At 42.7% G+C, this 23,904-nt stretch carries 19 protein-coding genes and 1 tRNA gene; 12 read left to right on the top strand and 8 right to left on the bottom strand.

Annotated features, from left to right (window positions below):
• Positions 1 to 648: 648 nt before the first annotated feature.
• From HH219_RS21765 to cysG, 8 genes are all read right to left on the bottom strand, one after another.
• Positions 649 to 1,146 carry an IS4 family transposase gene (locus HH219_RS21765; RefSeq protein WP_249118456.1) on the bottom strand — a complete coding sequence of 166 codons (498 nt, stop codon included), beginning with the start codon at positions 1,144 to 1,146 and terminating at the stop codon, positions 649 to 651.
• On the bottom strand, positions 1,101 to 2,054 hold the full coding sequence (locus tag HH219_RS21770; RefSeq protein WP_211842009.1) for an IS4 family transposase: 954 nt from the start codon (positions 2,052 to 2,054) through the stop codon (positions 1,101 to 1,103). The genes HH219_RS21765 and HH219_RS21770 overlap by 46 nt, the downstream gene beginning before the upstream one ends.
• Before the next feature lie 210 nt (positions 2,055 to 2,264).
• A complete protein-coding gene (gene cysQ, locus HH219_RS04985) occupies positions 2,265 to 3,035 on the bottom strand; it encodes a 3'(2'),5'-bisphosphate nucleotidase CysQ (RefSeq protein WP_169326815.1) in 771 nt (256 codons plus the stop codon).
• A gap of 3 nt (positions 3,036 to 3,038) precedes the next feature.
• Complete coding sequence (cysC, locus tag HH219_RS04990) at positions 3,039 to 3,638, bottom strand: adenylyl-sulfate kinase (RefSeq protein WP_054206858.1); 600 nt, start codon at positions 3,636 to 3,638, stop codon at positions 3,039 to 3,041.
• A gap of 30 nt (positions 3,639 to 3,668) precedes the next feature.
• On the bottom strand, positions 3,669 to 5,393 hold the full coding sequence (locus HH219_RS04995; RefSeq protein ID WP_169326816.1) for an SLC13 family permease: 1,725 nt from the start codon (positions 5,391 to 5,393) through the stop codon (positions 3,669 to 3,671).
• A 30-nt stretch (positions 5,394 to 5,423) separates the two neighbouring features.
• Positions 5,424 to 6,851 carry a sulfate adenylyltransferase subunit CysN gene (cysN, locus tag HH219_RS05000; RefSeq protein WP_054206860.1) on the bottom strand — a complete coding sequence of 476 codons (1,428 nt, stop codon included), beginning with the start codon at positions 6,849 to 6,851 and terminating at the stop codon, positions 5,424 to 5,426.
• Positions 6,851 to 7,750 (bottom strand): sulfate adenylyltransferase subunit CysD, encoded by a 900-nt coding sequence (cysD, locus tag HH219_RS05005; RefSeq protein WP_054206861.1) that lies wholly within the window; start codon positions 7,748 to 7,750, stop codon positions 6,851 to 6,853. Before cysD ends, cysN begins: the two co-directional genes overlap by 1 nt.
• A gap of 55 nt (positions 7,751 to 7,805) precedes the next feature.
• Positions 7,806 to 9,227, bottom strand: coding sequence for a siroheme synthase CysG (cysG, locus tag HH219_RS05010; RefSeq protein ID WP_169326817.1), 1,422 nt, complete (start codon positions 9,225 to 9,227; stop codon positions 7,806 to 7,808).
• Between the two features lie 290 nt (positions 9,228 to 9,517).
• On the opposite strand from cysG, the gene deoC reads away from it, so the two are divergent.
• The 12 genes from deoC to rpsG all read left to right on the top strand — a co-directional run bounded on the left by deoC (position 9,518) and on the right by rpsG (position 23,878).
• Positions 9,518 to 10,267 carry a deoxyribose-phosphate aldolase gene (gene deoC, locus HH219_RS05015; RefSeq protein WP_169326818.1) on the top strand — a complete coding sequence of 250 codons (750 nt, stop codon included), beginning with the start codon at positions 9,518 to 9,520 and terminating at the stop codon, positions 10,265 to 10,267.
• A 141-nt stretch (positions 10,268 to 10,408) separates the two neighbouring features.
• A tRNA-Trp gene (locus HH219_RS05020) sits at positions 10,409 to 10,485 on the top strand.
• A gap of 132 nt (positions 10,486 to 10,617) precedes the next feature.
• Positions 10,618 to 10,995 (top strand): preprotein translocase subunit SecE, encoded by a 378-nt coding sequence (gene secE, locus HH219_RS05025; protein WP_054206864.1) that lies wholly within the window; start codon positions 10,618 to 10,620, stop codon positions 10,993 to 10,995.
• Positions 10,996 to 10,999: 4 nt separating this feature from the next.
• A complete protein-coding gene (gene nusG / locus HH219_RS05030; protein WP_054206865.1) occupies positions 11,000 to 11,557 on the top strand; it encodes a transcription termination/antitermination protein NusG in 558 nt (185 codons plus the stop codon).
• 215 nt (positions 11,558 to 11,772) lie between these two features.
• Entirely contained in the window at positions 11,773 to 12,201 is a 429-nt protein-coding gene (rplK, locus tag HH219_RS05035) for a 50S ribosomal protein L11 (protein WP_008108462.1), read from the top strand.
• A gap of 3 nt (positions 12,202 to 12,204) precedes the next feature.
• Entirely contained in the window at positions 12,205 to 12,909 is a 705-nt protein-coding gene (rplA, locus tag HH219_RS05040) for a 50S ribosomal protein L1 (protein ID WP_054206866.1), read from the top strand.
• Between the two features lie 323 nt (positions 12,910 to 13,232).
• Positions 13,233 to 13,727 (top strand): 50S ribosomal protein L10, encoded by a 495-nt coding sequence (gene rplJ / locus HH219_RS05045; protein WP_054206867.1) that lies wholly within the window; start codon positions 13,233 to 13,235, stop codon positions 13,725 to 13,727.
• 74 nt (positions 13,728 to 13,801) lie between these two features.
• Positions 13,802 to 14,164, top strand: coding sequence for a 50S ribosomal protein L7/L12 (gene rplL, locus HH219_RS05050; protein ID WP_054206868.1), 363 nt, complete (start codon positions 13,802 to 13,804; stop codon positions 14,162 to 14,164).
• A 271-nt stretch (positions 14,165 to 14,435) separates the two neighbouring features.
• A complete protein-coding gene (gene rpoB / locus HH219_RS05055; RefSeq protein ID WP_054206869.1) occupies positions 14,436 to 18,461 on the top strand; it encodes a DNA-directed RNA polymerase subunit beta in 4,026 nt (1,341 codons plus the stop codon).
• A gap of 104 nt (positions 18,462 to 18,565) precedes the next feature.
• Positions 18,566 to 22,741 carry a DNA-directed RNA polymerase subunit beta' gene (gene rpoC, locus HH219_RS05060; protein WP_054206870.1) on the top strand — a complete coding sequence of 1,392 codons (4,176 nt, stop codon included), beginning with the start codon at positions 18,566 to 18,568 and terminating at the stop codon, positions 22,739 to 22,741.
• 194 nt (positions 22,742 to 22,935) lie between these two features.
• Positions 22,936 to 23,310, top strand: a complete 375-nt coding sequence (gene rpsL, locus HH219_RS05065) for a 30S ribosomal protein S12 (RefSeq protein WP_002958885.1) — start codon at positions 22,936 to 22,938, stop codon at positions 23,308 to 23,310.
• 97 nt (positions 23,311 to 23,407) lie between these two features.
• A complete protein-coding gene (gene rpsG / locus HH219_RS05070) occupies positions 23,408 to 23,878 on the top strand; it encodes a 30S ribosomal protein S7 (protein WP_054206871.1) in 471 nt (156 codons plus the stop codon).
• Positions 23,879 to 23,904 lie beyond the last annotated feature (26 nt).

The raw sequence follows: 23,904 nt of genomic DNA on the forward strand, positions 1-23,904 counted from the left end.
ATCTCCTACGGGGGTTTGTACTTACGGTTTTATGTCTTGTAGGTCTGGCTTTAGCCTGACAATGTGACGGGGTAAACCCCGACCTACAACAGAATACGAAGACTAAACCTCTGTGTAGCGCGAAGCGACTTGGTGCTCTCTGTGGTGAAATTGTTTTTTCAAATAAAATACAGTGCAGGCTTTTTCGTGGCTGAAGCCATCTCCTACGGGGGTTTGTACTTACGGTTTTATGTCTTGTAGGTCTGGCTTTAGCCTGACAATGTGACGGGGTAAACCCCGACCTACAACAGAATACGAAGACTAAACCTCTGTGTAGCGCGAAGCGCCTCGGTGCGCTCGGTGGTGAAATTGTTTTTTCAAATAGAATACAGTGCAGGCTTTTTCGTGGCTGAAGCCATCCCCTACGGGGATTTGTACTTACGGCTTTATATCTTGTGGGTCTGGCTTTAGCCTGACAATGTGATGGGGTAAACCCCGACCTACAAAAACAATCTCTGTGCAGCGCGAAGTGCCTCGGTGGTCTCTGTGGTGAAATTTGTTTTTTAATAGAGTTCGGTGTAGGATTTTTCGTGGCTAAAGCCATCTCCTACGGGTTGGGTTTTGAGGCGCTTATAACTTACCGCTTAAGGCTCTAAGCCTGTCTCTTGATCACAAGTCGAGTTCTTTCATAAAAGCATAGGACTCGACTAAAAATACCAACTTCACCCAACCATCCCACATGGCTTTTGTGCCTACACGTCCTGTTCGCTTACTATCGTGCCACCCCCCAAGTTTTGCTATCGCATAATATGCCCACTTCAACGACGGTGCTTCCTTCGGTAGTGGAGCCTTCTGATTTGTCGCTTTAAAAAGTAATTTCCAGCTCAATCTGTCTAAATAGACTTCGCAGCTGACTTTTTCTGCTTCTTCTCTATTTTGAGCAAGCTCTCTTAGTTGTAAGAGTCTGACCGCTATAAAAGCTTCTATTACTGCTGCCTTTTTTAGATTGTTTAAGTGTTGCATGCGTAATTTTTCGACTTCTGTTCCTTCCGTTTTCCAAATCTTATGGAACTCTTCTATACGCCACCGTAACTCGTAATAACGCGCTATTTTCCTTGCTTCTACTGCATTTGTGACCGACTCTGTTGTATACAGCAACCACTGCAATTTACTCTTGTTGTCGTTATTTTGTTCCGTGCATACCACAAGGGGCAGTGGCGCTTCTTTTCACCTTTCGCTCTTTGTGGCTTTTTCAATTTAATCGGTGTAAAGCTTACATCTATACTGGCTGTTCGTGCTTTTCTTCCGCCCCTTTGCTGAATATCTATTTCATACTGACCTGCGGGAGTGAGTGTCGGTAAAACATCTTCTAATTTATGATGTTCACCTACAAGGCGTCTATTGTCTTTTGCTCTCACAATAAAACGGTGCCCATTTTGTATTTGGTAATCTAGATATTCATACATGTCCGCTTCGCGGTCACATACATCGATCACATTGCTTAAATCTCCTAGGCGTTCTTTAACTTCTTCAACATTATTTTGCCATTTGTAGCTTTCTTTTAGCTCTCTATCACGGCATTGCAGTGTATTTTGTTTACCTGTTTTTTTCTGCTCTCTATACCAGTAATGTTGGTAGGCAAGTCCTATAGCTTTTTCTTCATTTGCATCGAGCATCAGTGTTGAGTGAGCGTATAAAGTGCGACCTTTAGAGCTGCGCTTTTCATCAGATGCTGAATTGACTTCACCTAATTCATCACATACGGAATGTTTATAGCTTAGCCCTGTTGTGTCTTGAAGAGCAAGTACGAGTGGCCGCTCTCTAACGATGCTGTCAGTGTGGGCGAATCCAGCCTGTGCTATGTCATCTGCAGAAATATTATCGTTACGGATAAAGCGATACGCGCCTTCGATGCTTGCAGGGTCTGGGCAAGATGACATTAATGACTTACCGGCATTACTTGCGAAAGAAGCAGCTATGTTTACCAGGCGTTTAGTACGACGAGGATCATTAAGCTTAGCTTTACTGAAAATAAGTTGCGCCCATTCGAGAGATTCATTGCTTACCATATTCATAACCTAATTTTTTTGTTTATTAGATCATGAATATAAGAAAATAGAAACTTCTGTATAAGAGACAGGCTCTAAGCTTATGGCTAAATTACGCTGGGTTTCGCTTCGCTCTACCCAGCCTACGTCACGGCATTCAACCTAGCCTACGATGATAAATTTAACGCCGATCTGCTCTTAAACTTACCACTTAAAACTTACGGCTTATAGCTTTGTTTATTCTTCTATTGCTGAAACTACAAAATACGGATTTAAATATTCATCCTTAGTATTATAAACAAGCGGGCTGCCGTCGAGTTTAGTGACCTTCGCGCCAGCGATTTCAGCAATGGCGTGGCCTGCGCCGGTGTCCCATTCGCAGGTTGGACCTAAGCGAGGGTAAATATCAGCGCTGCCTTCGGCGACTAAGCATAATTTAAGTGAGCTGCCTTTAGAGACCATTTCAATTTCATCAAAGCGTTTTACAAACTCGGCTAAATCAGGTGACGGGTGCGAGCGGCTGCCGACTACGCGAATTAACCCTTTGTTAGGTTTAGTAGTCACCTTAAGCTCTATGCGTTCATCGCCTTTGTCTTTAAAGGCGCCGATTGCCTCCGCGGCTAGGTACGATACACCAAGTGCAGGAGCATCTACTACGGCTAAAATTGGTTTGCCGTTTTCAATCAAAGCGATGTTAACGGTAAATTCGCCATTCTTTTTAATGAACTCTTTGGTGCCGTCAATTGGATCTACAAGCCAATAGCGAGTCCAGGTTTGGCGAATATCCCAGCTAATGTCGGCACTTTCTTCACTTAATACAGGAATATCTGGCGTTAAGTGGGCTAGGCCATTGGCAATCACTTTGTGGGCTGCAAGATCGGCGTCGGTAACTGGGCTTTCATCAGCTTTGTATTCAACGTTAAAATCCTTTTCGTAAATCCCCATAATTGCACAGCCTGCTTGGCGGGCGAGGATCAATACTTCTTCTAGCAGTTCCGTTTGGTTCATGACTTAACCTTTAATTATTTGCTGTTGTTTAAGATACGCTATCAGCTCTTGCACCGATCGGTCTAGGGTATTTTTACTGGTATCTAGGGTTATTTCAGGTGAATTAGGTATTTGGTAGTCTGAATCTATACCAGTGAAGTGTTTTATTTCACCAGCGCGGGCTTTTTTGTATAAGCCTTTAGGGTCGCGACTTTCACACACGTCTAAAGGCGTGTCTAAAAATACTTCTATAAATTCACCGTCATCAACTAAGTTCCTGACCATATCCCGTTCAGCGCGAAAAGGTGAAATAAATGCGGTGAGTACCAAAATGCCTGCATCAACCATGAGTTTGGCGGTTTCCCCTACGCGACGGATATTCTCAATGCGGTCTTCGTCACTAAAGCCTAAGTCTTTACATAAACCGTGGCGTACGTTGTCACCATCAAGTAGATAAGTATGAATACCTTGTTGATTTAGTGCGCTTTCAAGGGCGTTTGCCACGGTGCTTTTGCCTGAACCTGAAAACCCTGTAAACCATAAAATAGCAGGCTTATGGCTTTTGTGTTCGCTACGTTGTGTTTTGGTAATTGCGTAATTATGCCAAACAATATTCTCATCCATTTGCTATGCCTCTTTTCGTGGTGCGCTGGTTTAAAATGGAAACACCAGCGGGATCAGGGTTAATACCGTTATTGAATAAATAATTGAAAGCGGTAATCCCATTAATACATAATCTTTTAAACGATAGTTACCGGCGCTGTAAACCATTAGGTTAGTTTGATAACCAAATGGTGATATAAAACTGGCTGATGCGCCAAAGGCAACCGCCATAATAAACGGCAGCGGGTCAACATTAAAGCCAATAGCCAGTGCATATGCGACAGGGAATGATAATGCAGCTGCGGCGTTATTCGTGATTAGTTCGGTAAATAATACTGTCATCACAAAAATCGCGATAAAAGCGCCGTACGGGCCAAAATCCCCGAGTACATAAAACAGCGCTGACGATATTTCGCCAGCAAGGCCTGTTCCTATCATTAACTTAGCAAGACCAATGGCGCTGCCAACAACTGCGAGTAATTCGATTGGGAAACGACGTTTTACTTCACTGAGTTTTATAGTGCCGGTGAGCATTAAGCCGATTAATAAAACAAGTAAACCTTTTACCAGTGGCACATAGCCAACAATACTTAAACCGAGTACCACCGCAAAGCTGGCTAATACTAAGTTAGATTGTTTAGGTGCTAAATGAGTTTGTAAATCAAGCCCGGAGATATACACAAACTCACGCTTTAAATTAGGTAAGGTATAAAAGTCTTTACCTGGGGCAAGGATCAGTGAATCACCTGCTTGTAGTTTTACTTTACCAAGGCCGCCTTGCAAGCGGTCGTGACCACGGCGAATAGCAATCACTGCGGCATGAAACTGTTCACGAAAACGTACTTCTTTAACAGTTTTGCCTATAAATTTTGATGATTGACTAACGACTACTTCAACAAGGTGTTCTACGTCTTTTTCATGTTTATCATGGACTACTTTTAGACCGTCAAAGCGAGTTAATAGCGGGACTGATTTTATATCGCCAACAAATAGTAGTACATCGCCTGCTTTAATAACTTGTTGAGGCGTGACGGCGCAAATACGTTTATCGCCGCGGATAATTTCAGCGAGGAATAAGTCTTTTAATTCACGTAGGCCGTTTTCTTCTACGCTTTTACCAATTAGCTTTGAGCCTTCTTCTATTTTACCTTCGAGGTAAAAGGGCACCACTTCTTGGTCATTTTTGCCGTTGTCAGGCAGGTATTTTAGCATTACTAAAATAGTGATAAGGCCAACACTTAATGCGCCTAAGCCGACTAAGGTAAAGTCGAAAAAGCCCAGCGGTGCCATGCCAGCATCAACGGCAAAGCCATTGACGATTAAATTTGTTGAGGTGCCAATCAAGGTGATTGTGCCACCTAAAATAGCGGTATACGACAGCGGGAGTAGCAGCTTTGAAGGTGAATGTGTTGGGCTGTCTTTAATTGCGCTGATAAGCGACGCTACCACGGCGGTATTATTCGTAAATGAGGATAAAAAGGCGGTTGAAAGGCCAAGTTTAGTAACTGAGCTGGTTAAACTTCCTTTTGATAATGACTGGGCAAGCTTTTGTACGAGTGTGGTTTTTTCTACCGCAATCGATACTAACACTAATAACACAAGGGTGATCAGTGATGGGTTAGCGTAGTTAATAAGCATATCTTCAAGTTCAATTAAACCACCAAGATAGGCAATACCAATACCACTGACAAAAAGCCATGCTGGCTTTAGTCGCGTGCCAAAAAGGCACCCGACTAAAGTGAGCATAATGCCTGTTAATACTAGCTGTTGATACATGCTTTATATATCCTTAACAGGCGAAGTTGATTATTTAAGCTTTGAGATATCAAGCGCTTGCCAATGTGGGAAGTGCTTGCGTACTAAAGTGTTAAACTCAACTTCAAAATCACTAAAGTTACCGCTCTGTTCTTGGCTAGTTAGAACTTGCTCAACCATGCCCGCTGCAACTGTTAGGTTAGATAGGCGATCAATTAAGATAAATGCACCGGTTTCGTGATTGTTGTGATAAGTATCAGCCAAAATAGTTTCGGTCAATTCTAAGGTTACAATCGCGATTTCGTTAAGCTGTAAGCTATCCGCGCTGCCGTGTTCAAGCGTGTTAACATCAATGGTGTGATCAATCTTTTTCACGATGGCTGAGGTGTTTTTACTGCCCAACTTAAAGTTATAGCTTTTACCTAAAACCAGGGGGGCTTCATGCATCCATACCAATTTCGCTTGTACTTGGTTAGTCACTGTAGCGGTTGACTCAGCTGGGACGATAACATCGCCACGGCTAATATCAATTTCGGTGTTAAGCGTTATAGTAATTGCTTGGCCTGCTTGTGCGGTATCTAAGTTACCGTCAAACGTTACTAGTTCTTTAATGCTTGATGTTTTACCCGATGGCAAAACTTTTATAGCATCTCCAACGCTTAACTTGCCCGAGGTTAATGTACCTTGGAAACCACGGAAGTTAAGGTTAGGACGTACTACATATTGGACAGGAAAACGCGCTTCAAAGCCTGTATCTGTTTCAGCTGCTGGTGAGTCTTCTAGCAGCTCTAGCAACGGCTTATCGGTGTAATACGGTGTATGTGCTGAACGAGTTACTACGTTGTCACCTTTAAGTGCTGACATAGGCACAAACTTAATGTTTGATACGTTAAGTTGCTCAGCAAAGTGCAAGTACTCGGCTTTAATACGCTCATAAACGGTTTCGTCAAAATCAACGATATCCATTTTATTCACGGCAACCACAAACTGTTTAATGCCCAATGAATCACAAATGAAGCTATGACGTTTAGTTTGTACTTGTACACCGTAACGCGCATCAACAAGAATAATGGCTACATCACTAGTTGACGCACCCGTTACCATGTTACGTGTGTATTGCTCGTGTCCTGGGGTATCAGCAATGATGAATTTGCGCTTTGCTGTTGAAAAATAACGGTAAGCAACATCTATGGTGATACCTTGCTCACGTTCAGCTTGTAGACCATCAACTAAAAGAGCTAAATCAAGCTCTTCGCCTGCGTTACCTACTTTTTCGTTATCTTTATGAAGGGCGGCTAGCTGATCTTCATAAATTTGGTGGCTATCATGCAGTAGGCGGCCAATCAGGGTTGATTTGCCGTCATCTACGCTACCACAGGTCAGCATACGTAATAGGCTTTTATCTTGCTGGCGAGCAAGGTAGGCATCGATGCCTATTTCTTTTACTTCATTAATTGTGTCGTTATTTTGATTAGACATTAGAAATAGCCCTCACGTTTTTTCTTCTCCATTGAACCTGCTGAATCATGGTCAATTACACGACCTTCACGCTCTGATGAAGTCGATAACAGCATTTCTTCGATAATTTCGGTTAAAGTACTGGCCGTAGATTCCACGGCACCTGTAAGTGGGTAGCAACCTAAAGTACGAAAACGTACAGATTTCATCATCGGTACTTCGCCATCAGCAAGCGGCATACGTTCATCGTCAACCATAATCAGCGTACCGTCACGGTCAACAACTGGACGCTCTTTTGCTAGGTACAATGGCACCATATCAATGTTTTCTTGGTAGATGTATTGCCAAATATCAAGTTCGGTCCAATTAGACAGCGGGAATACACGAATGCTTTCGCCCGGGTTTACTTGGCTGTTATAGGTATTCCAAAGCTCTGGACGCTGGTTTTTAGGATCCCATCTATGGTGTTTATCACGAAACGAGTAAACACGCTCTTTTGCGCGAGATTTTTCTTCATCGCGGCGGGCACCACCAAAAGCAGCATCAAAACCATACTTATCAAGTGCTTGCTTTAAACCTTGAGTTTTCATTATGTCAGTGTGCTTACCTGAGCCATGTGTAAATGGCCCAACGCCCATTGCCAGGCCTTCAGGGTTTTTATGGACGATTAAGTCAAAGCCATACTCTTTTGACAAACGGTCACGAAACTCAATCATCTCTTTAAACTTCCAGTCGGTATCAACGTGCAGAAGTGGAAACGGAATTTTACCTGGGTAAAACGCTTTACGAGCAAGGTGCAATAGCACGGAAGAGTCTTTACCGATAGAGTAAAGCATTACTGGGTTTTCAAACTCAGCAGCCACTTCGCGCATGATTTTTATACTTTCAGCTTCTAATTGCTGAAGGTGAGTTAAAGCCATTGTTAGTCGTCCTACTAAAATGATTAAAAGTTAAAATATTTAAATAATTTGAAGCTTATGCAACATCTGTTAGCGGTTGAGCAAAGCTGCTGGTTTGCGCTTTTGTGCCAAACCAATGAAGTTGCTCATGCAATGATGCAACTTCACCAATAATTAATAATGCCGGTGAAATAATGCTATGGCGTTCGATTAAATCGGCGAGTTCACCCAACTTCCCGGTAACTACACGTTGATTTTTGCGTGTGCCGTTTTCAATAATAGCCACGGGAGTATCTGCGCCGCGGCCATGTTTTAATAACTGAGCTTGAATATGTGGGGACTTAATGACACCCATATAAATTGCTAATGTTTGATGTGGTTTAGCAAGCGATTGCCAATCTAATTCTTGGCCATCTTTTTTACAGTGACCAGTTACAAACTGAATTGATTGCGCGTGATCTCGGTGCGTTAGCGGGATCCCCGCATAGGCACTACAACCAGCCGCTGCAGTAATACCTGGAACAATTTGATAGTTCACTTGGTTTGCGGCTAATACTTGTACTTCTTCGCCACCACGACCATAAATGAATGGGTCTCCACCTTTAATTCGACACACTTTTTTACCTTGCTTAGCAAGGTCAACAAGCAGTTGATTCGTGTCTTCTTGGGCAACACTATGATCGCCTAAACGTTTACCTACGCAGATTAAATCTGCATCACGACGTACAAGCTCCATTATTTCATCAGACACTAGGTAGTCATAAACGACCACATCAGCTTGTTGCATTAATTGTAGTGCTTTTAATGTTAGCAACTCAGGATCGCCTGGACCTGCACCTATGACATATACTTCGCCTTCAGGTGCTAGTTTTATATTAAGTAACTGCTCAAGTTGGGAAGCTGCTGCTGCTGTATCACCACTTTGTACTTTACTTACAACCGATGAATCAAATACGCCCTCCCAAAATTGACGACGATCAGCAAAACTTGTAAAACGTTGTTTTACTTTGTCACGAAAACTACCAACCAAAGTTGCTAATGGGCCTATATGCTGTGGAATTAGCGTTTCGAGTTTTTCACGTAAGCGACGTGCTAAGACTGGCGCTGTGCCAGCGCTGGAAATGGCAATAGTGATCGGATCACGATCAACAATTGAAGGAAAAATAAAGGTACACTTAGGTTGATCATCCACCACGTTAACAAATACATTTCGTGCATTAGCCAACTCGAAAACATCATTATTGACATCATCTTTATCTGTTGCTGCAATGACGAGCATTTTGCCATCAAGGTGCGATTCATCAAAATAAGCATCAATTAGCGTGACTTCGTTATTATGCGCATGTTCTTTTAACTCATCACAAAACCAAGGTGCTACTAAGGTTACATTTGCGCGTGCTTTTAAAAACGCGCGACATTTGCGTAATGCGACCTCTCCACCACCAACGACCAGTACAGGCTTGTTGTCTAGCTTGGTAAAGATAGGTAAATATTGCATCGTGTAACCCCTTGGAAAAATAACAGCATATAAATGCGTCTTCAGAAGCGCAGAATATAGCGCCCCAAGCTAAGTAAAAAATAATTAAAACCCAGTTTATATAACTAAATGTTATATAGGGTGTACTTATTTGGCTTAAGGCTTAGTTAACAAGGGATTGAGCGCAGTTGCAATGTTTATCACTCAGTTTGAATAGCTTATAGTGTTTGGTTATGAGCTATAGCGAGAATGCTAAATTTTGATACTATGCGTATTCCAAAAAGCGGTATATGAATATTTAGGCGCAATTTATGACAACTAAATTAGTAGATGCGGCATTAGCCGTGCAATTAATGGATTTAACGAGTTTAAATAGTAATGATAGCACGGCGGCAATACAGGCCTTGGTGGCTAGTATTAAGCCCAACCTAGGTATTCCGGCTGCAGTGTGTGTTTATAGTGAGTTTGTTGATGACGCCAAGCTTGCTTTAGCTGAGCGCGAGCTTAGTTATGTAAAAGTCGCCACAGTAACTAACTTTCCATCTGGTGATGCTGCATTAAGTGATGTGATTAACGAAACCTTAGTTGCTATTGAGCGTGGCGCTGATGAAATTGACTTGGTGTTACCGTATCAAGCTTTAATCGCGGGGGACGAAGCCACAGCGCTAGAATATGTGCGTGCCAGTAAAGAGTGTTGTCCTGAACACGTACAATTAAAAGTAATTATAGAATCCGGCGAACTAAAAACAGCACAGTTGATAACACTGGCGACAGAAATAGCAATTGCCGGTGGTGCTGACTTTGTTAAAACCAGCACCGGCAAAGTTGCAGTTAACGCTACGCTTGAAGCGGCTGAAATTATTTTACGGACGATTAAAATGTCAGGAAAGGCAGTCGGCTTTAAAGCCGCCGGAGGCGTTAAAACTGTTGTTGATGCAAGTAACTATTTGCAACTAGGTTTAAATATCATGGGGAAGGAATATGTAAACACCCCAACATTTAGATTTGGTGCATCAGGACTGTTAATAGATGTGTATGACATCTTGAAAAGTAAAGCCTAATAGATATAACTTACCGCTTTGGTAGGCTCAGTTTCGCCATTTTACAATCAAGAGGTTAATTAACCGCTAAGATTTTATAATATGAGTATCTTTTACACTTGTGTTAATGAATTGCGTAAGTATAATAGGCATCCACTTTGCAGGGGCGTAGTTCCAATTGGTAGAACAGCGGTCTCCAAAACCGATGGTTGGGAGTTCGAGTCTCTCCGCCCCTGCCATTTCATCCTTTTTGAGGGTGAAGTCTGAGATTAAAAATCGGTTTAAATAAGTCTGTTTTTAAGTTTAGATTTTAATGGATTAGCCTTTCCTTTGTGTAAGGTTGTTGTGTCTGTAGTTAAGGTAATAATATTATGAGCACGAATGTAGAAACACCATCGAGTGCGATGGATTCAGTAAAGTGGCTTGTGGCAATTGCGCTACTTGCAGGCGCAGTAGTTGGTAATCACATGTACGCAGATGCATCTGCTCTATACCGTGCAATTGGTGTAGTGTTTGCGGTTGCGGCAGGTTTAGGTATTGCTTCACTCACTGGTAAAGGGCAAGCATTTCTTGCTTTTGCCAAAGAAGCACGTATCGAAGTACGTAAAGTAGTATGGCCAACGCGTCAAGAAACTACCCATACGACATTTATTGTAATGGTTGCAACTGTGATTATGGCACTTATCCTTTGGGGATTAGATGGCGTATTATTCCGCGCAGTAGGCTTTTTAACTGGATTGGAGATCTGATCCCATGTCGGATGAGAAGAAAGAGATTAAACTACGTTGGTACGTAGTACAGGCTTTCTCAGGTTACGAGAAGCGTGTAGCACAAACTATTTTAGAGCATATTAAAATCGAAGGTCTTGAAGAGAGCTTTGGTGAAGTATTAGTACCAACTGAAGAAGTTGTTGAGATGCGCGCAGGTCAAAAGCGCAAGTCTGAGCGTAAGTTCTTCCCAGGTTATGTGCTTATACAAATGGATATGAATGACGCAAGCTGGCACTTAGTAAATAGTACAGCACGCGTAATGGGCTTTATTGGTGGTACGTCTGATCGTCCAGCACCAATTAGCACGAAAGAAGCAGATCGTATTCTTAACCGTCTACAAGAAAATGCAGAAGCACCTAAACCTGCTACATTATTTGAACCAGGTGAAGTGGTACGCGTTGTTGATGGCCCGTTTGCTGACTTTAGTGGTGTAGTAGAAGCAGTTGACTATGAAAAGAGCCGCGTAAAAGTATCGGTACTTATCTTTGGTCGTTCTACGCCAGTTGACCTTGAATTTGGTCAAGTTGAGCAAGATAAATAATAAAATTAGATAGTTTATGCTAAGTAATTTATTACTCAGCATAAGACTTGATAAAGGCCGCTGATTAACTTATAATCAGCGGCCTTTTTGTATTCAATGATAGAGTTTCTTGATTTGATTATAAAAAGTGAGAAACCAATTTTTAAACTGGGAAGCCGCTAGAGTACGCGTCCTCGCGCGCACAAGGCTAAGACCCACCTAATGAGGTATTTATAATGGCTAAAAAAGTTGAAGCTCTAATCAAGCTACAAGTTGCTGCTGGTATGGCTAATCCTAGTCCTCCAGTAGGTCCAGCACTAGGTCAACACGGTGTAAACATCATGGAATTCTGTAAAGCGTTTAACGCACGTACAGAATCTATCGAAAAAGGCGCTCCAGTTCCTGTAGTGATCTCTGTTTACGGCGACCGTTCATTTACGTTCGACATGAAAACGCCACCGGCTGCTTACTTACTTAAGAAAGCTGCAGGTATCAAATCTGGTTCAGGCCGTCCTAACACTGAAAAAGTAGGCACAGTAACTCGTGCTCAACTTGAAGAAATCGTTGAGACAAAGAAACCTGACCTTACAGCTTCTGATTTAGAAGCTGCGGTTCGCACTATCGCAGGTTCTGCGCGTGCGATGGGCTTGAACGTAGAGGACTAAGAAATGGCTAAATTAACTAAACGTATGCGTACTATCCGCGAAAAAGTGGAAGTAACTAAAGATTACGAAATCAACGAAGCTGTTGCTCTTTTACAAGAGTTAGCGACTGCTAAATTCGTAGAAAGTGTTGACGTTGCCGTTAACCTTGGTATTGATGCTCGTAAATCTGATCAAAACGTTCGTGGCGCAACTGTACTACCTAACGGTACTGGTCGTGATGTTCGTGTTGCTGTATTCACACAAGGCGCTAACGCAGAAGCTGCGAAAGAAGCCGGTGCTGAATTAGTGGGCATGGAAGATCTTGCTGAACTAGTTAAGAAAGGCGAGATGAACTTTGACGTTGTAGTTGCATCACCAGACGCTATGCGTGTTGTTGGTCAACTAGGTCAAATCTTAGGCCCACGTGGTCTAATGCCAAACCCTAAAACTGGTACTGTAACACCTAACGTTGCAGAAGCAGTTAAAAATGCTAAAGCTGGTCAAGTGCGTTACCGCAATGACAAAAATGGTATCATCCATACTACTATTGGTAAGGTTGATTTCACAGTTGAGCAACTTCAACAAAACCTTGAGTCGCTAATTGTTGCGCTTAAGAAGGCTAAGCCTTCACAAGCAAAAGGTGTTTACATTAAGAAAGTAACCATCTCTACAACAATGGGCGCAGGTGTTTCTGTTGACCAAAGCACTTTAACAACAACTGTTGTTTAATTGAGTGTTTACATGGCGTGAAATTTGTACTATAATTTTGCGCCATTTTGCTGATTAATTCGTTTATTAGCAAAGTAAAGAATTCGGGTTGAAGTCCATAATTTCGGTGAGCCTTCGGGTAAAGCGATAAATTGGGCTTCCGTCCAAGACCGTAGGTGGCTTCGGCCTTAATATTCACCTACGTAGACGGTGTGAATCCCCAGATAGATTTTTCCTAATCCTTCTGGCTCTCGCCGTAAAAAGCATCTCTATCTTGTTTGATAGGGAAGAGTAGAACAGGGAAACCGAGTGTCGGTGACCCCATTAAACCAGGAGTAACACCCATGGCTTTAAATCTTCAAGGCAAAAAAGCAATTGTTGCTGAAGTCAACGAAGCAGCCAATGGTGCTCTATCTGCAGTTGTTGCAGATTCTCGTGGTGTAACAGTAGGTGCAATTACTGCCCTTCGTAAAGAAGCTCGTGAAGCGGGTGTTTGGATGAAAGTTGTCCGTAACACTTTAGCAAAACGTGCTCTTGAAGGAACAGATTTTGAGTGCCTTTCTGATTCATTCGTTGGTCCAAGCTTAATCGCTTTCTCATCAGAGCACCCTGGTGCTGCTGCGCGTATCTTTTCAGATTTCGCGAAAAAGAATGAGAAATTTGAGCTTAAAACGGCCGCTTTTGAAGGAAATGTTGTTGATGCAGCAATGCTTGCGACATTACCTACATACGATGAAGCTGTTGCACGCTTAATGAGCGCTATGAAAGAAGCGTCTGCTGGCAAATTGTGTAAAACAATTGAAGCAGTACGTGTACAGAAAGAAGAGCAAGCTGCTTAATTTTAAGCTGTTTAATCACTTTCGGTGTAAAATTTTTTTGGACTTAAAGTCCGTTAATTATTAGGAAATTTGTAATGTCTGTAACTAAAGACCAAATCCTTGACGCAATTGCTGAAATGTCAGTAATGGACGTTGTTGCTCTTATCGAAGCAATGGAAGAAAAATTCGGCGTAACTGCTGCAGCTGCAATGGTAGCTGGTCCAGCTGCTGAAGCTGCTGAAGAGAAAACTGAATTTGACGTAATCCTTACTGGCGCTGGCGCTAATAAAGTTGCGGCAATCAAAGCTGTACGTAGCGCAACTGGCCTAGGCCTTAAAGAAGCGAAAGCGCTTGTTGAAGCTGCTCCAACTCCAGTTAAAGAAGCTATCTCTAAGGAAGAAGCAGAAGCACTTGCTAAAGACCTTACAGAAGCTGGTGCTGAAGTTGAGGTTAAGTAATTTAGCTTTTGCTAAGTTCGCTGCCTGAGAAATCAGGCAAGGGCTGGTGATTATTTAATCACCGGCCTTTTTGCGCTATAGAGCGATGTATTCCTATAGCTCAAATAAAATCTAATTTTTTCTTTACTTTCAACGCTTTATAGTTTGCTAGTGTTAAAGTGAGAGTCTATTAGAACAACAATTAAATGTTGTACAATCTTGGCTTAGATGCCAGTTAAGTCTGTTCTTACAAGAACAGGTCGGGTCAAAGATCAGCAAGCTGAGGAACCCCATGGCTTACTCTTATTCTGAAAAGAAACGTATCCGTAAGGATTTTGGTAAACGTCCACAAGTTTTGGATATACCTTTCTTACTGTCAACACAGTTAGAATCGTTTAAAAAATTCTTAGTGCCGGACGCTGATGGCGATCATGGTTTGGAAGCTGCCTTCCGTTCTGTGTTTCCAATCAAAAGCTACTCGGGAAATTCTGAGCTTCAATACGTAAGTTATCGTATTGGTGAGCCAGTTTTCGATGTAAAAGAATGTCAAATTCGCGGTGTGACTTATTCTGCTCCACTTCGCGTAAAATTGCGTCTTGTGGTGATGGATAAAGAAGCGCCAGGCACAGTTAAAGACATTAAAGAGCAAGAAGTTTACATGGGCGAAATTCCGCTCATGACCGATACCGGTACTTTTGTAATCAATGGTACAGAGCGTGTTATCGTTTCTCAGCTACACCGTAGCCCTGGTGTATTCTTTGATAACGACCGCGGTAAAACTCACTCATCGGGTAAAGTGCTTTATAACGCACGTGTTATCCCTTACCGTGGTTCATGGTTAGACTTTGAGTTTGATGCAAAAGATAACTTATATGTACGTATTGACCGTCGTCGTAAATTACCGGCGTCTATCATCCTACGTGCACTTGAGTACTCGAGTGAAGAAATCTTAGATATCTTCTTCGATACCACTGCGTTTGAAGTAACTGACGGTAAAGTTCTAATGGAACTTGTACCTTCACGTTTACGTGGTGAAACCGCTGCCTTTGACATAAAAAGCGAAGATGGTGAAGTGTTCGTTGAATCTGGCCGTCGTGTAACTGCGCGCCATATCAAGAGCATCGAGAAAAAAGGCATTAGCCAACTAGAAGTGCCACATGAGTACATCATTGGTCGTGTAATTGCGCGAAACTACGTTGATGAGTCAACGGGTGAAGTTATCGCAAATGCGAATGATGAATTAACTCTTGAGCTTATGGCTGAGTTGGTTAAAGCGGGTCACACTAAAATTGATACTCTATATATCAATGAAGTTGACAGCGGTGCATATATTTCTAACACGTTACGCATTGATTCAAGCAGTAGCCGCTTAGAAGCACTAGTAGAAATTTATCGCATGATGCGCCCAGGCGAGCCACCGACGAAAGACGCGGCTGAAGCCTTATTTGAGAACTTATTCTTCTCAGAAGAACGTTATGACTTATCAACAGTAGGTCGTATGAAGTTCAATAGCCGTGTTGGTTATGATACAGACACAGGCCCTGGTACATTAAGCAAAGAAGACATCGTGTCTGTTATGAAGGTGCTAATAGCTATTCGTAATGGTCAAGGCGATGTTGATGATATCGATCACTTAGGCAACCGTCGTATTCGTAGTGTTGGCGAAATGGCTGAGAATCAATTCCGTGTAGGTCTAGTACGTGTAGAACGTGCTGTACGTGAGCGTTTAAGCTTAGGTGACCTTGACGCGATCATGCCACAAGATCTTATTAACGCTAAGCCTATTTCGGCAGCGGTAAAAGAGTTCTTTGGTTCGTCTCAGTTATCACAGTTCATGGACCAAAATAACCCGCTATCAGAAGTAACGCATAAGCGTCGTATTTCTGCATTAGGTCCGGGTGGTTTGACTCGTGAGCGCGCAGGCTTTGAAGTACGTGACGTTCACGTAACTCACTATGGTCGCGTATGTCCAATCGAGACTCCTGAGGGTCCAAACATCGGTCTAATTAACTCACTATCTACGTACGCACGTACCAATGATTATGGTTTCTTAGAAACACCATACCGCAAAGTGGTAGACGGTGTTGTAACTGATGAAGTTGATTACCTATCAGCCATTGAAGAAGGTCAGTTTGTTATCGCACAGGCGAACTCAAACTTAACTGAAACCAATGAGTTTGTAGATGAACTAATTCCATGTCGTCACAAAGGTGAATCAACCTTTATGGGTCGTATGGATCAGCAATATATGGATGTATCACCACAACAGGTGATCTCTGTAGCGGCCGCACTTATCCCGTTCTTAGAACATGATGATGCTAACCGTGCATTGATGGGTTCAAACATGCAACGTCAAGCAGTACCAACATTGAAAGCGGATAAGCCGTTAGTAGGTACTGGTATTGAGTTAACACTAGCGAAAGATTCTGGTGTAACGATTGTTGCTAAACGTGGTGGTGAAGTAATGTATGCTGACGCAAGTCGCATCGTTGTTAATGTACATGAAGAAGAACGCATCCCTGGTGAAGCGGGTATCGACATCTACAACTTAACCAAATACACACGTTCAAACCAAAATACATGTATTAACCAAAAACCGACTTGTATGGTTGGTGAACCGGTTACTCGTGGTGATGTGTTAGCAGATGGTCCTTCGACTGACTTAGGCGACTTAGCCCTTGGTCAAAACCTTCGCGTGGCATTCATGCCATGGAACGGTTATAACTTCGAGGATTCAATCCTACTATCAGAGCGCGTAGTTGAAGAAGATCGTCTAACGACTATCCATATTCAAGAACTACAGTGTATCGCCCGTGATACTAAGTTAGGTCCAGAAGAGATCACAGCAGATATCCCGAATGTGGGTGAGTCTGCACTAGGCAAGCTTGATGAATCAGGCGTTGTTTATATCGGTGCTGAAGTTAAAGGCGGCGATATCCTAGTAGGTAAAGTGACTCCGAAAGGCGAAACGCAATTAACGCCTGAAGAGAAGCTTCTACGAGCTATCTTTGGTGAGAAAGCGTCTGACGTTAAAGACAGCTCATTACGTGTACCAAACTCTGTAACAGGTACTGTAATTGACGTGCAAGTTTTCACCCGTGATGGTGTTGAAAAAGACAAGCGCGCGCTAGAAGTTGAAGAAATGCAACTTCGTGATGCGAAAAAAGACTTTAATGAAGAGTTCCGTATTCTTGAAGCAGGCGTGTTAGATCGTGCTCGTAAGTTACTTATTGCAGCCGGTCAAGACGAAGACAGATTAGCGTCACTTAATGCTGAAAAACTGCTTACTCAAAGCCTTGCTGAAGAAGACAAGCAAGCTGAACTTGAGCAATTAGCAGCCCAGTACGATGAGCTTAAAGCTGAATACGATAAGAAGTTTGAAAACAAACGTCGTAAAATTACCCAAGGTGATGACTTAGCACCAGGCGTACTTAAGATTGTTAAAGTATACCTTGCTGTTAGACGTCGTATCCAACCGGGTGACAAAATGGCGGGTCGTCATGGTAACAAAGGTGTTATCTCGACTATCGTACCAGTAGAAGATATGCCATACGATGACAAAGGTCGTACGGTAGATATCGTATTGAATCCACTAGGTGTACCATCGCGAATGAACATCGGTCAGATCCTTGAAACACATATGGGTCTAGCTGCGCGTGGTATTGGTGAGCGCATTGAAGAAATGATGAAAGAACAACGTGAGCTTCATGAGCTACGTGACTTCATCAAGCAAGCTTACGAAATTGGTGAATCTCGCCAAGTTGTAGACATTGCTAGCTTCTCTGATGACGAAATTCGTCGTCTAGCTGTAAACTTAAAAGGTGGTTTACCGATTGCAACTCCTGCATTTGATGGCGCGAAAGAAAGCGAAATCAAAGACATGTTAGAGCTAGGTGGATACCCACGAAGTGGTCAGGTTACACTTTATGATGGCCGTACTGGCGATCAGTTTGAACGTCAAGTAACCGTTGGTTACATGTACATGCTGAAACTGAATCACTTAGTTGATGATAAGATGCATGCACGTTCTACTGGTTCTTACAGCCTTGTTACTCAGCAGCCGCTGGGTGGTAAAGCACAGTTCGGTGGCCAGCGTTTCGGTGAGATGGAAGTATGGGCACTTGAAGCTTACGGTGCTGCTTACACTCTACAAGAAATGCTAACAGTGAAATCGGATGACGTGAACGGTCGTACTAAGATGTATAAAAACATCGTTGATGGTAACCATAAAATGGAACCAGGTATGCCAGAATCGTTCAACGTATTGTTGAAAGAAATCCGCTCACTGGGTATCAACATCGAGTTGGAAGAAAATTAAGCCAATTAGATGCTGTAGCTAACGCTGCAGCATCTGTTACGGCCGAATAGAATGTAGGGACGAAATCATCCGTCCTCAAGATTAACTCCGACAGGAGAGCTAAGGTGAAAGACTTACTTAAGTTTCTGAAGCAACAAAATAAGACCGAAGAATTCGATGCAATTCGCATTGGTCTTGCTTCACCAGACATGGTTCGTTCATGGTCATACGGTGAAGTAAAGAAACCTGAGACTATTAACTACCGTACTTTCAAGCCTGAGCGCGATGGCTTATTCTGTGCCCGTATTTTCGGCCCAGTGAAAGATTATGAATGCTTATGTGGTAAATATAAGCGTCTTAAACACCGTGGTGTGATCTGTGAAAAGTGTGGCGTTGAAGTAACACTCACTAAAGTGCGTCGTGATCGTATGGGTCATATCGACCTTGCGAGCCCAGTTGCACATATATGGTTTTTAAAATCATTACCGTCACGTATCGGCTTAATGCTAGATATGACACTTCGTGATATTGAACGTGTTCTTTACTTCGAATCATTCGTAGTAACTGAGCCTGGTATGACAACGCTTGAGCGTAGTCAATTACTTGGTGAAGAAGAATACCTTGATGCACTTGAAGAGCACGGCGATGAGTTTGAAGCTAAGATGGGTGCTGAAGCAGTTTTAGACTTGCTTCGTGAACTCGATCTTGCACAATTAATTGCTGAAATGCGTGAAGAGTTACCAACTATTAACTCTGAAACCAAGCGTAAGAAGATCACTAAACGTCTTAAATTAATGGAATCGTTCCACCAATCAGGTAATAACCCTGAGTGGATGATCATGACAGTACTTCCAGTATTGCCACCTGATCTACGTCCATTAGTACCACTAGATGGTGGCCGTTTTGCGACTTCAGATCTAAATGACCTTTACCGTCGTGTTATTAACCGTAATAACCGTCTTAAGCGTCTATTAGATTTAGCAGCACCAGACATTATCGTACGCAACGAAAAACGTATGTTACAAGAAGCGGTTGATGCGCTACTTGATAACGGTCGTCGTGGTCGTGCAATTACAGGTTCTAACAAGCGCCCGCTTAAATCTCTTGCTGATATGATCAAGGGTAAGCAAGGTCGTTTCCGTCAGAACTTACTTGGTAAGCGTGTAGATTATTCAGGCCGTTCTGTAATCACAGTGGGTCCTACACTTAAGCTTCACCAATGTGGTCTTCCTAAGAAGATGGCACTTGAGTTATTTAAACCATTCATCTATGGCAAATTAGAGCGTCGCGGCATGGCTACGACGATCAAAGCTGCTAAGAAGATGGTTGAACGTGAAGTTCCGGAAGTATGGGATGTACTAGACGAAGTAATTCGTGAACATCCAGTATTACTTAACCGTGCACCAACACTTCACCGTTTGGGTATCCAAGCGTTTGAGCCTGTGCTTATCGAAGGTAAAGCAATCCATTTGCACCCATTAGTATGTGCGGCGTACAACGCCGATTTCGATGGTGACCAAATGGCGGTACACGTACCGCTAACGATTGAAGCACAGCTTGAAGCGCGTGCCCTTATGATGTCGACAAACAACATTCTATCTCCTGCGAATGGTGAGCCAATCATCGTTCCATCACAGGATGTTGTATTGGGTCTTTATTATATGACTCGTGATCGCATCAACGCCAAAGGCGAAGGCGCAATCTTTAAAGATCCAAAAGAAGCAGAAAAAGCATACCGTAGTGGTAATGCAGACCTTCACGCAATCGTGAAAGTGCGTATTAGCCAATCAGTTAAAAACGAAAATGGTGTAGTAGAAGATACTATTACTGTTATCGAAACAACTGTTGGCCGTGCAATTTTGTCTCTTATTTTACCAACTGGTATGCCGTTCGCGTCAATTAACCAGCCATTAGGTAAAAAGCAGATTTCTGGCTTATTGAATGAGTGTTACCGTCGTCTAGGTCTAAAAGACACTGTTGTGTTTGCTGACCAAGTTATGTACACCGGTTTCCATTATGCAATGAAGTCTGGTGTTTCTATCGGTATTGATGACTTAGTTATCCCACCGGTTAAAGCACAAATCATTGAAGCAGCAGAAGCTGAAGTTACTGAAATCAACCAACAATTCCAATCAGGTCTTGTAACGGCTGGTGAGAAGTACAATAAAGTTATCGATATTTGGTCACGTGTAAATGAAAATCTATCACGTGAGATGATGTCTAACTTGTCGAAAGACACAGTTATTAATGCAAAAGGTGAAGAAGTAGAGCAAGCATCATTTAACTCTGTGTTTATGATGGCCGACTCAGGTGCTCGTGGTAGTGCTGCTCAGATCCGTCAGCTGGCGGGTATGCGTGGTCTAATGGCACGTCCAGATGGTTCAATCATCGAGACGCCAATCACTGCTAACTTCCGTGAAGGTCTAAACGTACTTCAGTACTTCATCTCAACGCATGGTGCGCGTAAAGGTCTTGCCGATACAGCACTTAAAACAGCGAACTCGGGTTACCTAACGCGTCGTCTAGTAGACGTTGCACAAGATTTGGTAATCAATGAAGATGACTGTGGCACAGAAGATGGCTTAACAATGAAACCGCTTATTGAAGGTGGTGATGTTGTAGAAGCACTTCGTGAACGTGTTCTAGGTCGTGTTGTTGCTGAAGATATTGTGATCCCAGGTACTAATACTGTACTTGTTGAACGTAATATCATGCTTGATGAAAAACTGTGTGATCTTTTAGAAGAGCATTCAGTTGATGAAGTTCGCGTACGTTCAGTTATCACATGTGATAATGACTTTGGTGTATGTGCTAAGTGTTATGGTCGTGACCTAGCACGTGGTCATATCATCAACGCGGGTGAATCAGTAGGTGTTATCGCGGCTCAATCAATCGGTGAGCCAGGTACACAGCTTACGATGCGTACATTCCACATCGGTGGTGCGGCATCTAGAGCATCTGCTGAGAACAATGTACAAGTTAAAACTAACGGTACATTGAAACTTCACAATGCTAAATATGTATTAAACACTGACGGTAAGATTGTTATTACTTCACGTTCTACGGAAATCACTATCATCGATAGTCATGGCCGTGAGAAAGAGCGTTATAAAGTACCTTACGGTGCAGTATTAACAGTTCAAGATAATGCTGAAGTTCAAGGTAACGACATTGTTGCTACTTGGGACCCGCATAGTCACCCAATCGTTCTTGAGCATAAGTCAAAAGTATCATTCAGTGATATCGATGACTCAAACACTGAAGCACAGACTGATGAACTAACCGGCTTAACCCGTGTAGTTGTTAAAGATCTTGCTAAGTTGAATACAAAAGAACCTAAGCTTATCATCGAAAGTGAAGAGCGCGGCTTGCAAGAAACTCGTCTTCCTTCATTCACTACGATTGAAGTAATTGACGGCGTTACAGCAAACCCAGGTGACGTGTTAGCACGTATCCCGCAGGAAGGTTCGAAAACTCGTGATATCACGGGTGGTCTACCACGCGTAGCCGATTTATTCGAAGCTCGTAAACCGAAAGAACCAGCTATTTTAGCTGAAGTAACCGGTACGATTAGCTTTGGTAAAGAGACTAAAGGTAAGAAGCGTTTAGTTATTACTCCACCAGAAGGTGATCATTACGAAGAAATGATCCCTAAATGGCGTCAACTTAACGTGTTTGAAGGTGAGCAAGTGTCTAAAGGTGAAGTTATCGCCGATGGTCCTGAGTCACCACATGACATCTTACGCCTACGTGGTGTGACTCATGTTGCTAACTATATCGTTAACGAAGTGCAAGAAGTTTACCGCTTGCAAGGCGTTAAGATCAATGACAAGCACATTGAAACAATTATCCGTCAAATGATACGTAAATGTACCATTACAGACGGTGGTCATAGTGAATTCTTAGCTGGTGAGCAAATCGAAGTGGCGCGCGTTAATATCGCAAACCGTGATCTTGAAGCTCAAGGCAAGTTACCTGCTAAGTTTGAAATCCAGTTAATGGGTATCACTAAAGCATCACTAGCGACAGAATCTTTCATCTCAGCAGCCTCGTTCCAGGAGACAACTCGTGTCCTAACTGAAGCCGCTGTAAATGGTAAGAGCGATGAACTTCGCGGTCTGAAAGAAAACGTAATTGTGGGTCGATTGATCCCAGCCGGTACCGGTTTTGCGTATCATCAAGAACGTATGGCTCGTCGTAAGCAGAGTAAAGTAGTCGTTGAAGAGCAAACAGTAAGTGCAGAAGAGGCAACTCAAGCACTAACAGACGCTTTAAACGCAGATTTATCTGGAAATCAATAAACTGAATCTAATCAATAGATTAGCTTTTAGCAAGGTAGTTATCTACTGCCTTGCTAACGGTTTAGGTTGACAGGTCAATCTTTGCTCATTAAAATTCCGCCACCCATTTACCTGCACGTTTGATACGAGCACGTAAATAAAGGGCGGATTTTTTCATTTTTTCAGTAGTAATTTTAATTTCAGGAGCTATTTAAATGGCAACTATTAACCAGCTAGTGCGTAAGCCACGTCGTAGCAAGGTTACGAAAAGTAACTCAGCTGCGCTTAAAGCGTGTCCGCAAAAGCGCGGTGTATGTACTCGCGTATATACAACTACACCTAAGAAACCAAACTCGGCGTTACGTAAAGTAGCTCGTGTACGTTTAACTAACGGTTTCGAAGTAACTTCATACATTGGTGGTGAAGGTCATAACCTTCAAGAGCATAGTGTAATCCTAATCCGTGGTGGTCGTGTTAAAGATTTACCAGGTGTGCGTTTTCACACTGTTCGTGGTGCACTTGACTGTGCAGGCGTTAGCGACCGTCGTCAAGCTCGTTCTAAATACGGTGCAAAACGCCCTAAAGGCTAATTGTTTTCCGTTAGTAAGGCCAAGCACTAAATATTTTTAATTATTGTTTTGGGTGATTGACTCGAAAGAGCAAACCTGAATAAACCGGAGATACAAAATGCCTAGAAGACGCGTAATAGGTCAACGTAAAATTCTTCCAGATCCTAAGTTCGGATCGGAACTTCTTGCAAAATTCGTTAACATCGTAATGTTAGACGGCAAGAAATCTACTGCTGAAAAAATCGTTTACGGTGCGCTAGATGTGGCTGCTGAGAAATCAGGCAAATCGCACCTTGAAATCTTTGAAACTGCACTTGAAAACATCCGCCCACAGGTTGAGGTTAAATCTCGCCGTGTTGGTGGTTCAACGTATCAAGTACCAGTAGAAGTACGTCCAGTACGTCGCAACGCATTAGGTATGCGTTGGTTAGTAGACGCTGCACGTAAGCGTGGCGAGAAATCTATGGGCTTACGTTTAGCTCAAGAACTTGTTGACGCTTCTGACAACAAAGGCACTGCGGTTAAGAAACGTGAAGACGTTCACCGTATGGCTGAAGCGAATAAAGCATTCGCACATTACCGTTGGTAATCTGTCTTTAACCTTTAAGAGGATTT

Source organism: Pseudoalteromonas sp. NEC-BIFX-2020_015, assembly GCF_012952265.1.
In the GTDB taxonomy this organism is placed as follows: Bacteria; Pseudomonadota; Gammaproteobacteria; order Enterobacterales; family Alteromonadaceae; genus Pseudoalteromonas; species Pseudoalteromonas neustonica.

Bases quoted from the DNA above. Each gene is read 5' to 3' on its own strand.
- HH219_RS21770 (WP_211842009.1), bottom strand. From the start codon at position 2,054: ATGAATATGGTAAGCAATGAATCTCTCGAATGGGCGCAACTTATTTTC.
- cysQ (WP_169326815.1), bottom strand. From the start codon at position 3,035: ATGAACCAAACGGAACTGCTAGAAGAAGTATTGATCCTCGCCCGCCAA.
- cysC (WP_054206858.1), bottom strand. From the start codon at position 3,638: ATGGATGAGAATATTGTTTGGCATAATTACGCAATTACCAAAACACAA.
- HH219_RS04995 (WP_169326816.1), bottom strand. From the start codon at position 5,393: ATGTATCAACAGCTAGTATTAACAGGCATTATGCTCACTTTAGTCGGG.
- cysN (WP_054206860.1), bottom strand. From the start codon at position 6,851: ATGTCTAATCAAAATAACGACACAATTAATGAAGTAAAAGAAATAGGC.
- cysD (WP_054206861.1), bottom strand. From the start codon at position 7,750: ATGGCTTTAACTCACCTTCAGCAATTAGAAGCTGAAAGTATAAAAATC.
- cysG (WP_169326817.1), bottom strand. From the start codon at position 9,227: ATGCAATATTTACCTATCTTTACCAAGCTAGACAACAAGCCTGTACTG.
- deoC (WP_169326818.1), top strand. From the start codon at position 9,518: ATGACAACTAAATTAGTAGATGCGGCATTAGCCGTGCAATTAATGGAT.
- secE (WP_054206864.1), top strand. From the start codon at position 10,618: ATGAGCACGAATGTAGAAACACCATCGAGTGCGATGGATTCAGTAAAG.
- nusG (WP_054206865.1), top strand. From the start codon at position 11,000: ATGTCGGATGAGAAGAAAGAGATTAAACTACGTTGGTACGTAGTACAG.
- rplK (WP_008108462.1), top strand. From the start codon at position 11,773: ATGGCTAAAAAAGTTGAAGCTCTAATCAAGCTACAAGTTGCTGCTGGT.
- rplA (WP_054206866.1), top strand. From the start codon at position 12,205: ATGGCTAAATTAACTAAACGTATGCGTACTATCCGCGAAAAAGTGGAA.
- rplJ (WP_054206867.1), top strand. From the start codon at position 13,233: ATGGCTTTAAATCTTCAAGGCAAAAAAGCAATTGTTGCTGAAGTCAAC.
- rplL (WP_054206868.1), top strand. From the start codon at position 13,802: ATGTCTGTAACTAAAGACCAAATCCTTGACGCAATTGCTGAAATGTCA.
- rpoB (WP_054206869.1), top strand. From the start codon at position 14,436: ATGGCTTACTCTTATTCTGAAAAGAAACGTATCCGTAAGGATTTTGGT.
- rpsL (WP_002958885.1), top strand. From the start codon at position 22,936: ATGGCAACTATTAACCAGCTAGTGCGTAAGCCACGTCGTAGCAAGGTT.
- rpsG (WP_054206871.1), top strand. From the start codon at position 23,408: ATGCCTAGAAGACGCGTAATAGGTCAACGTAAAATTCTTCCAGATCCT.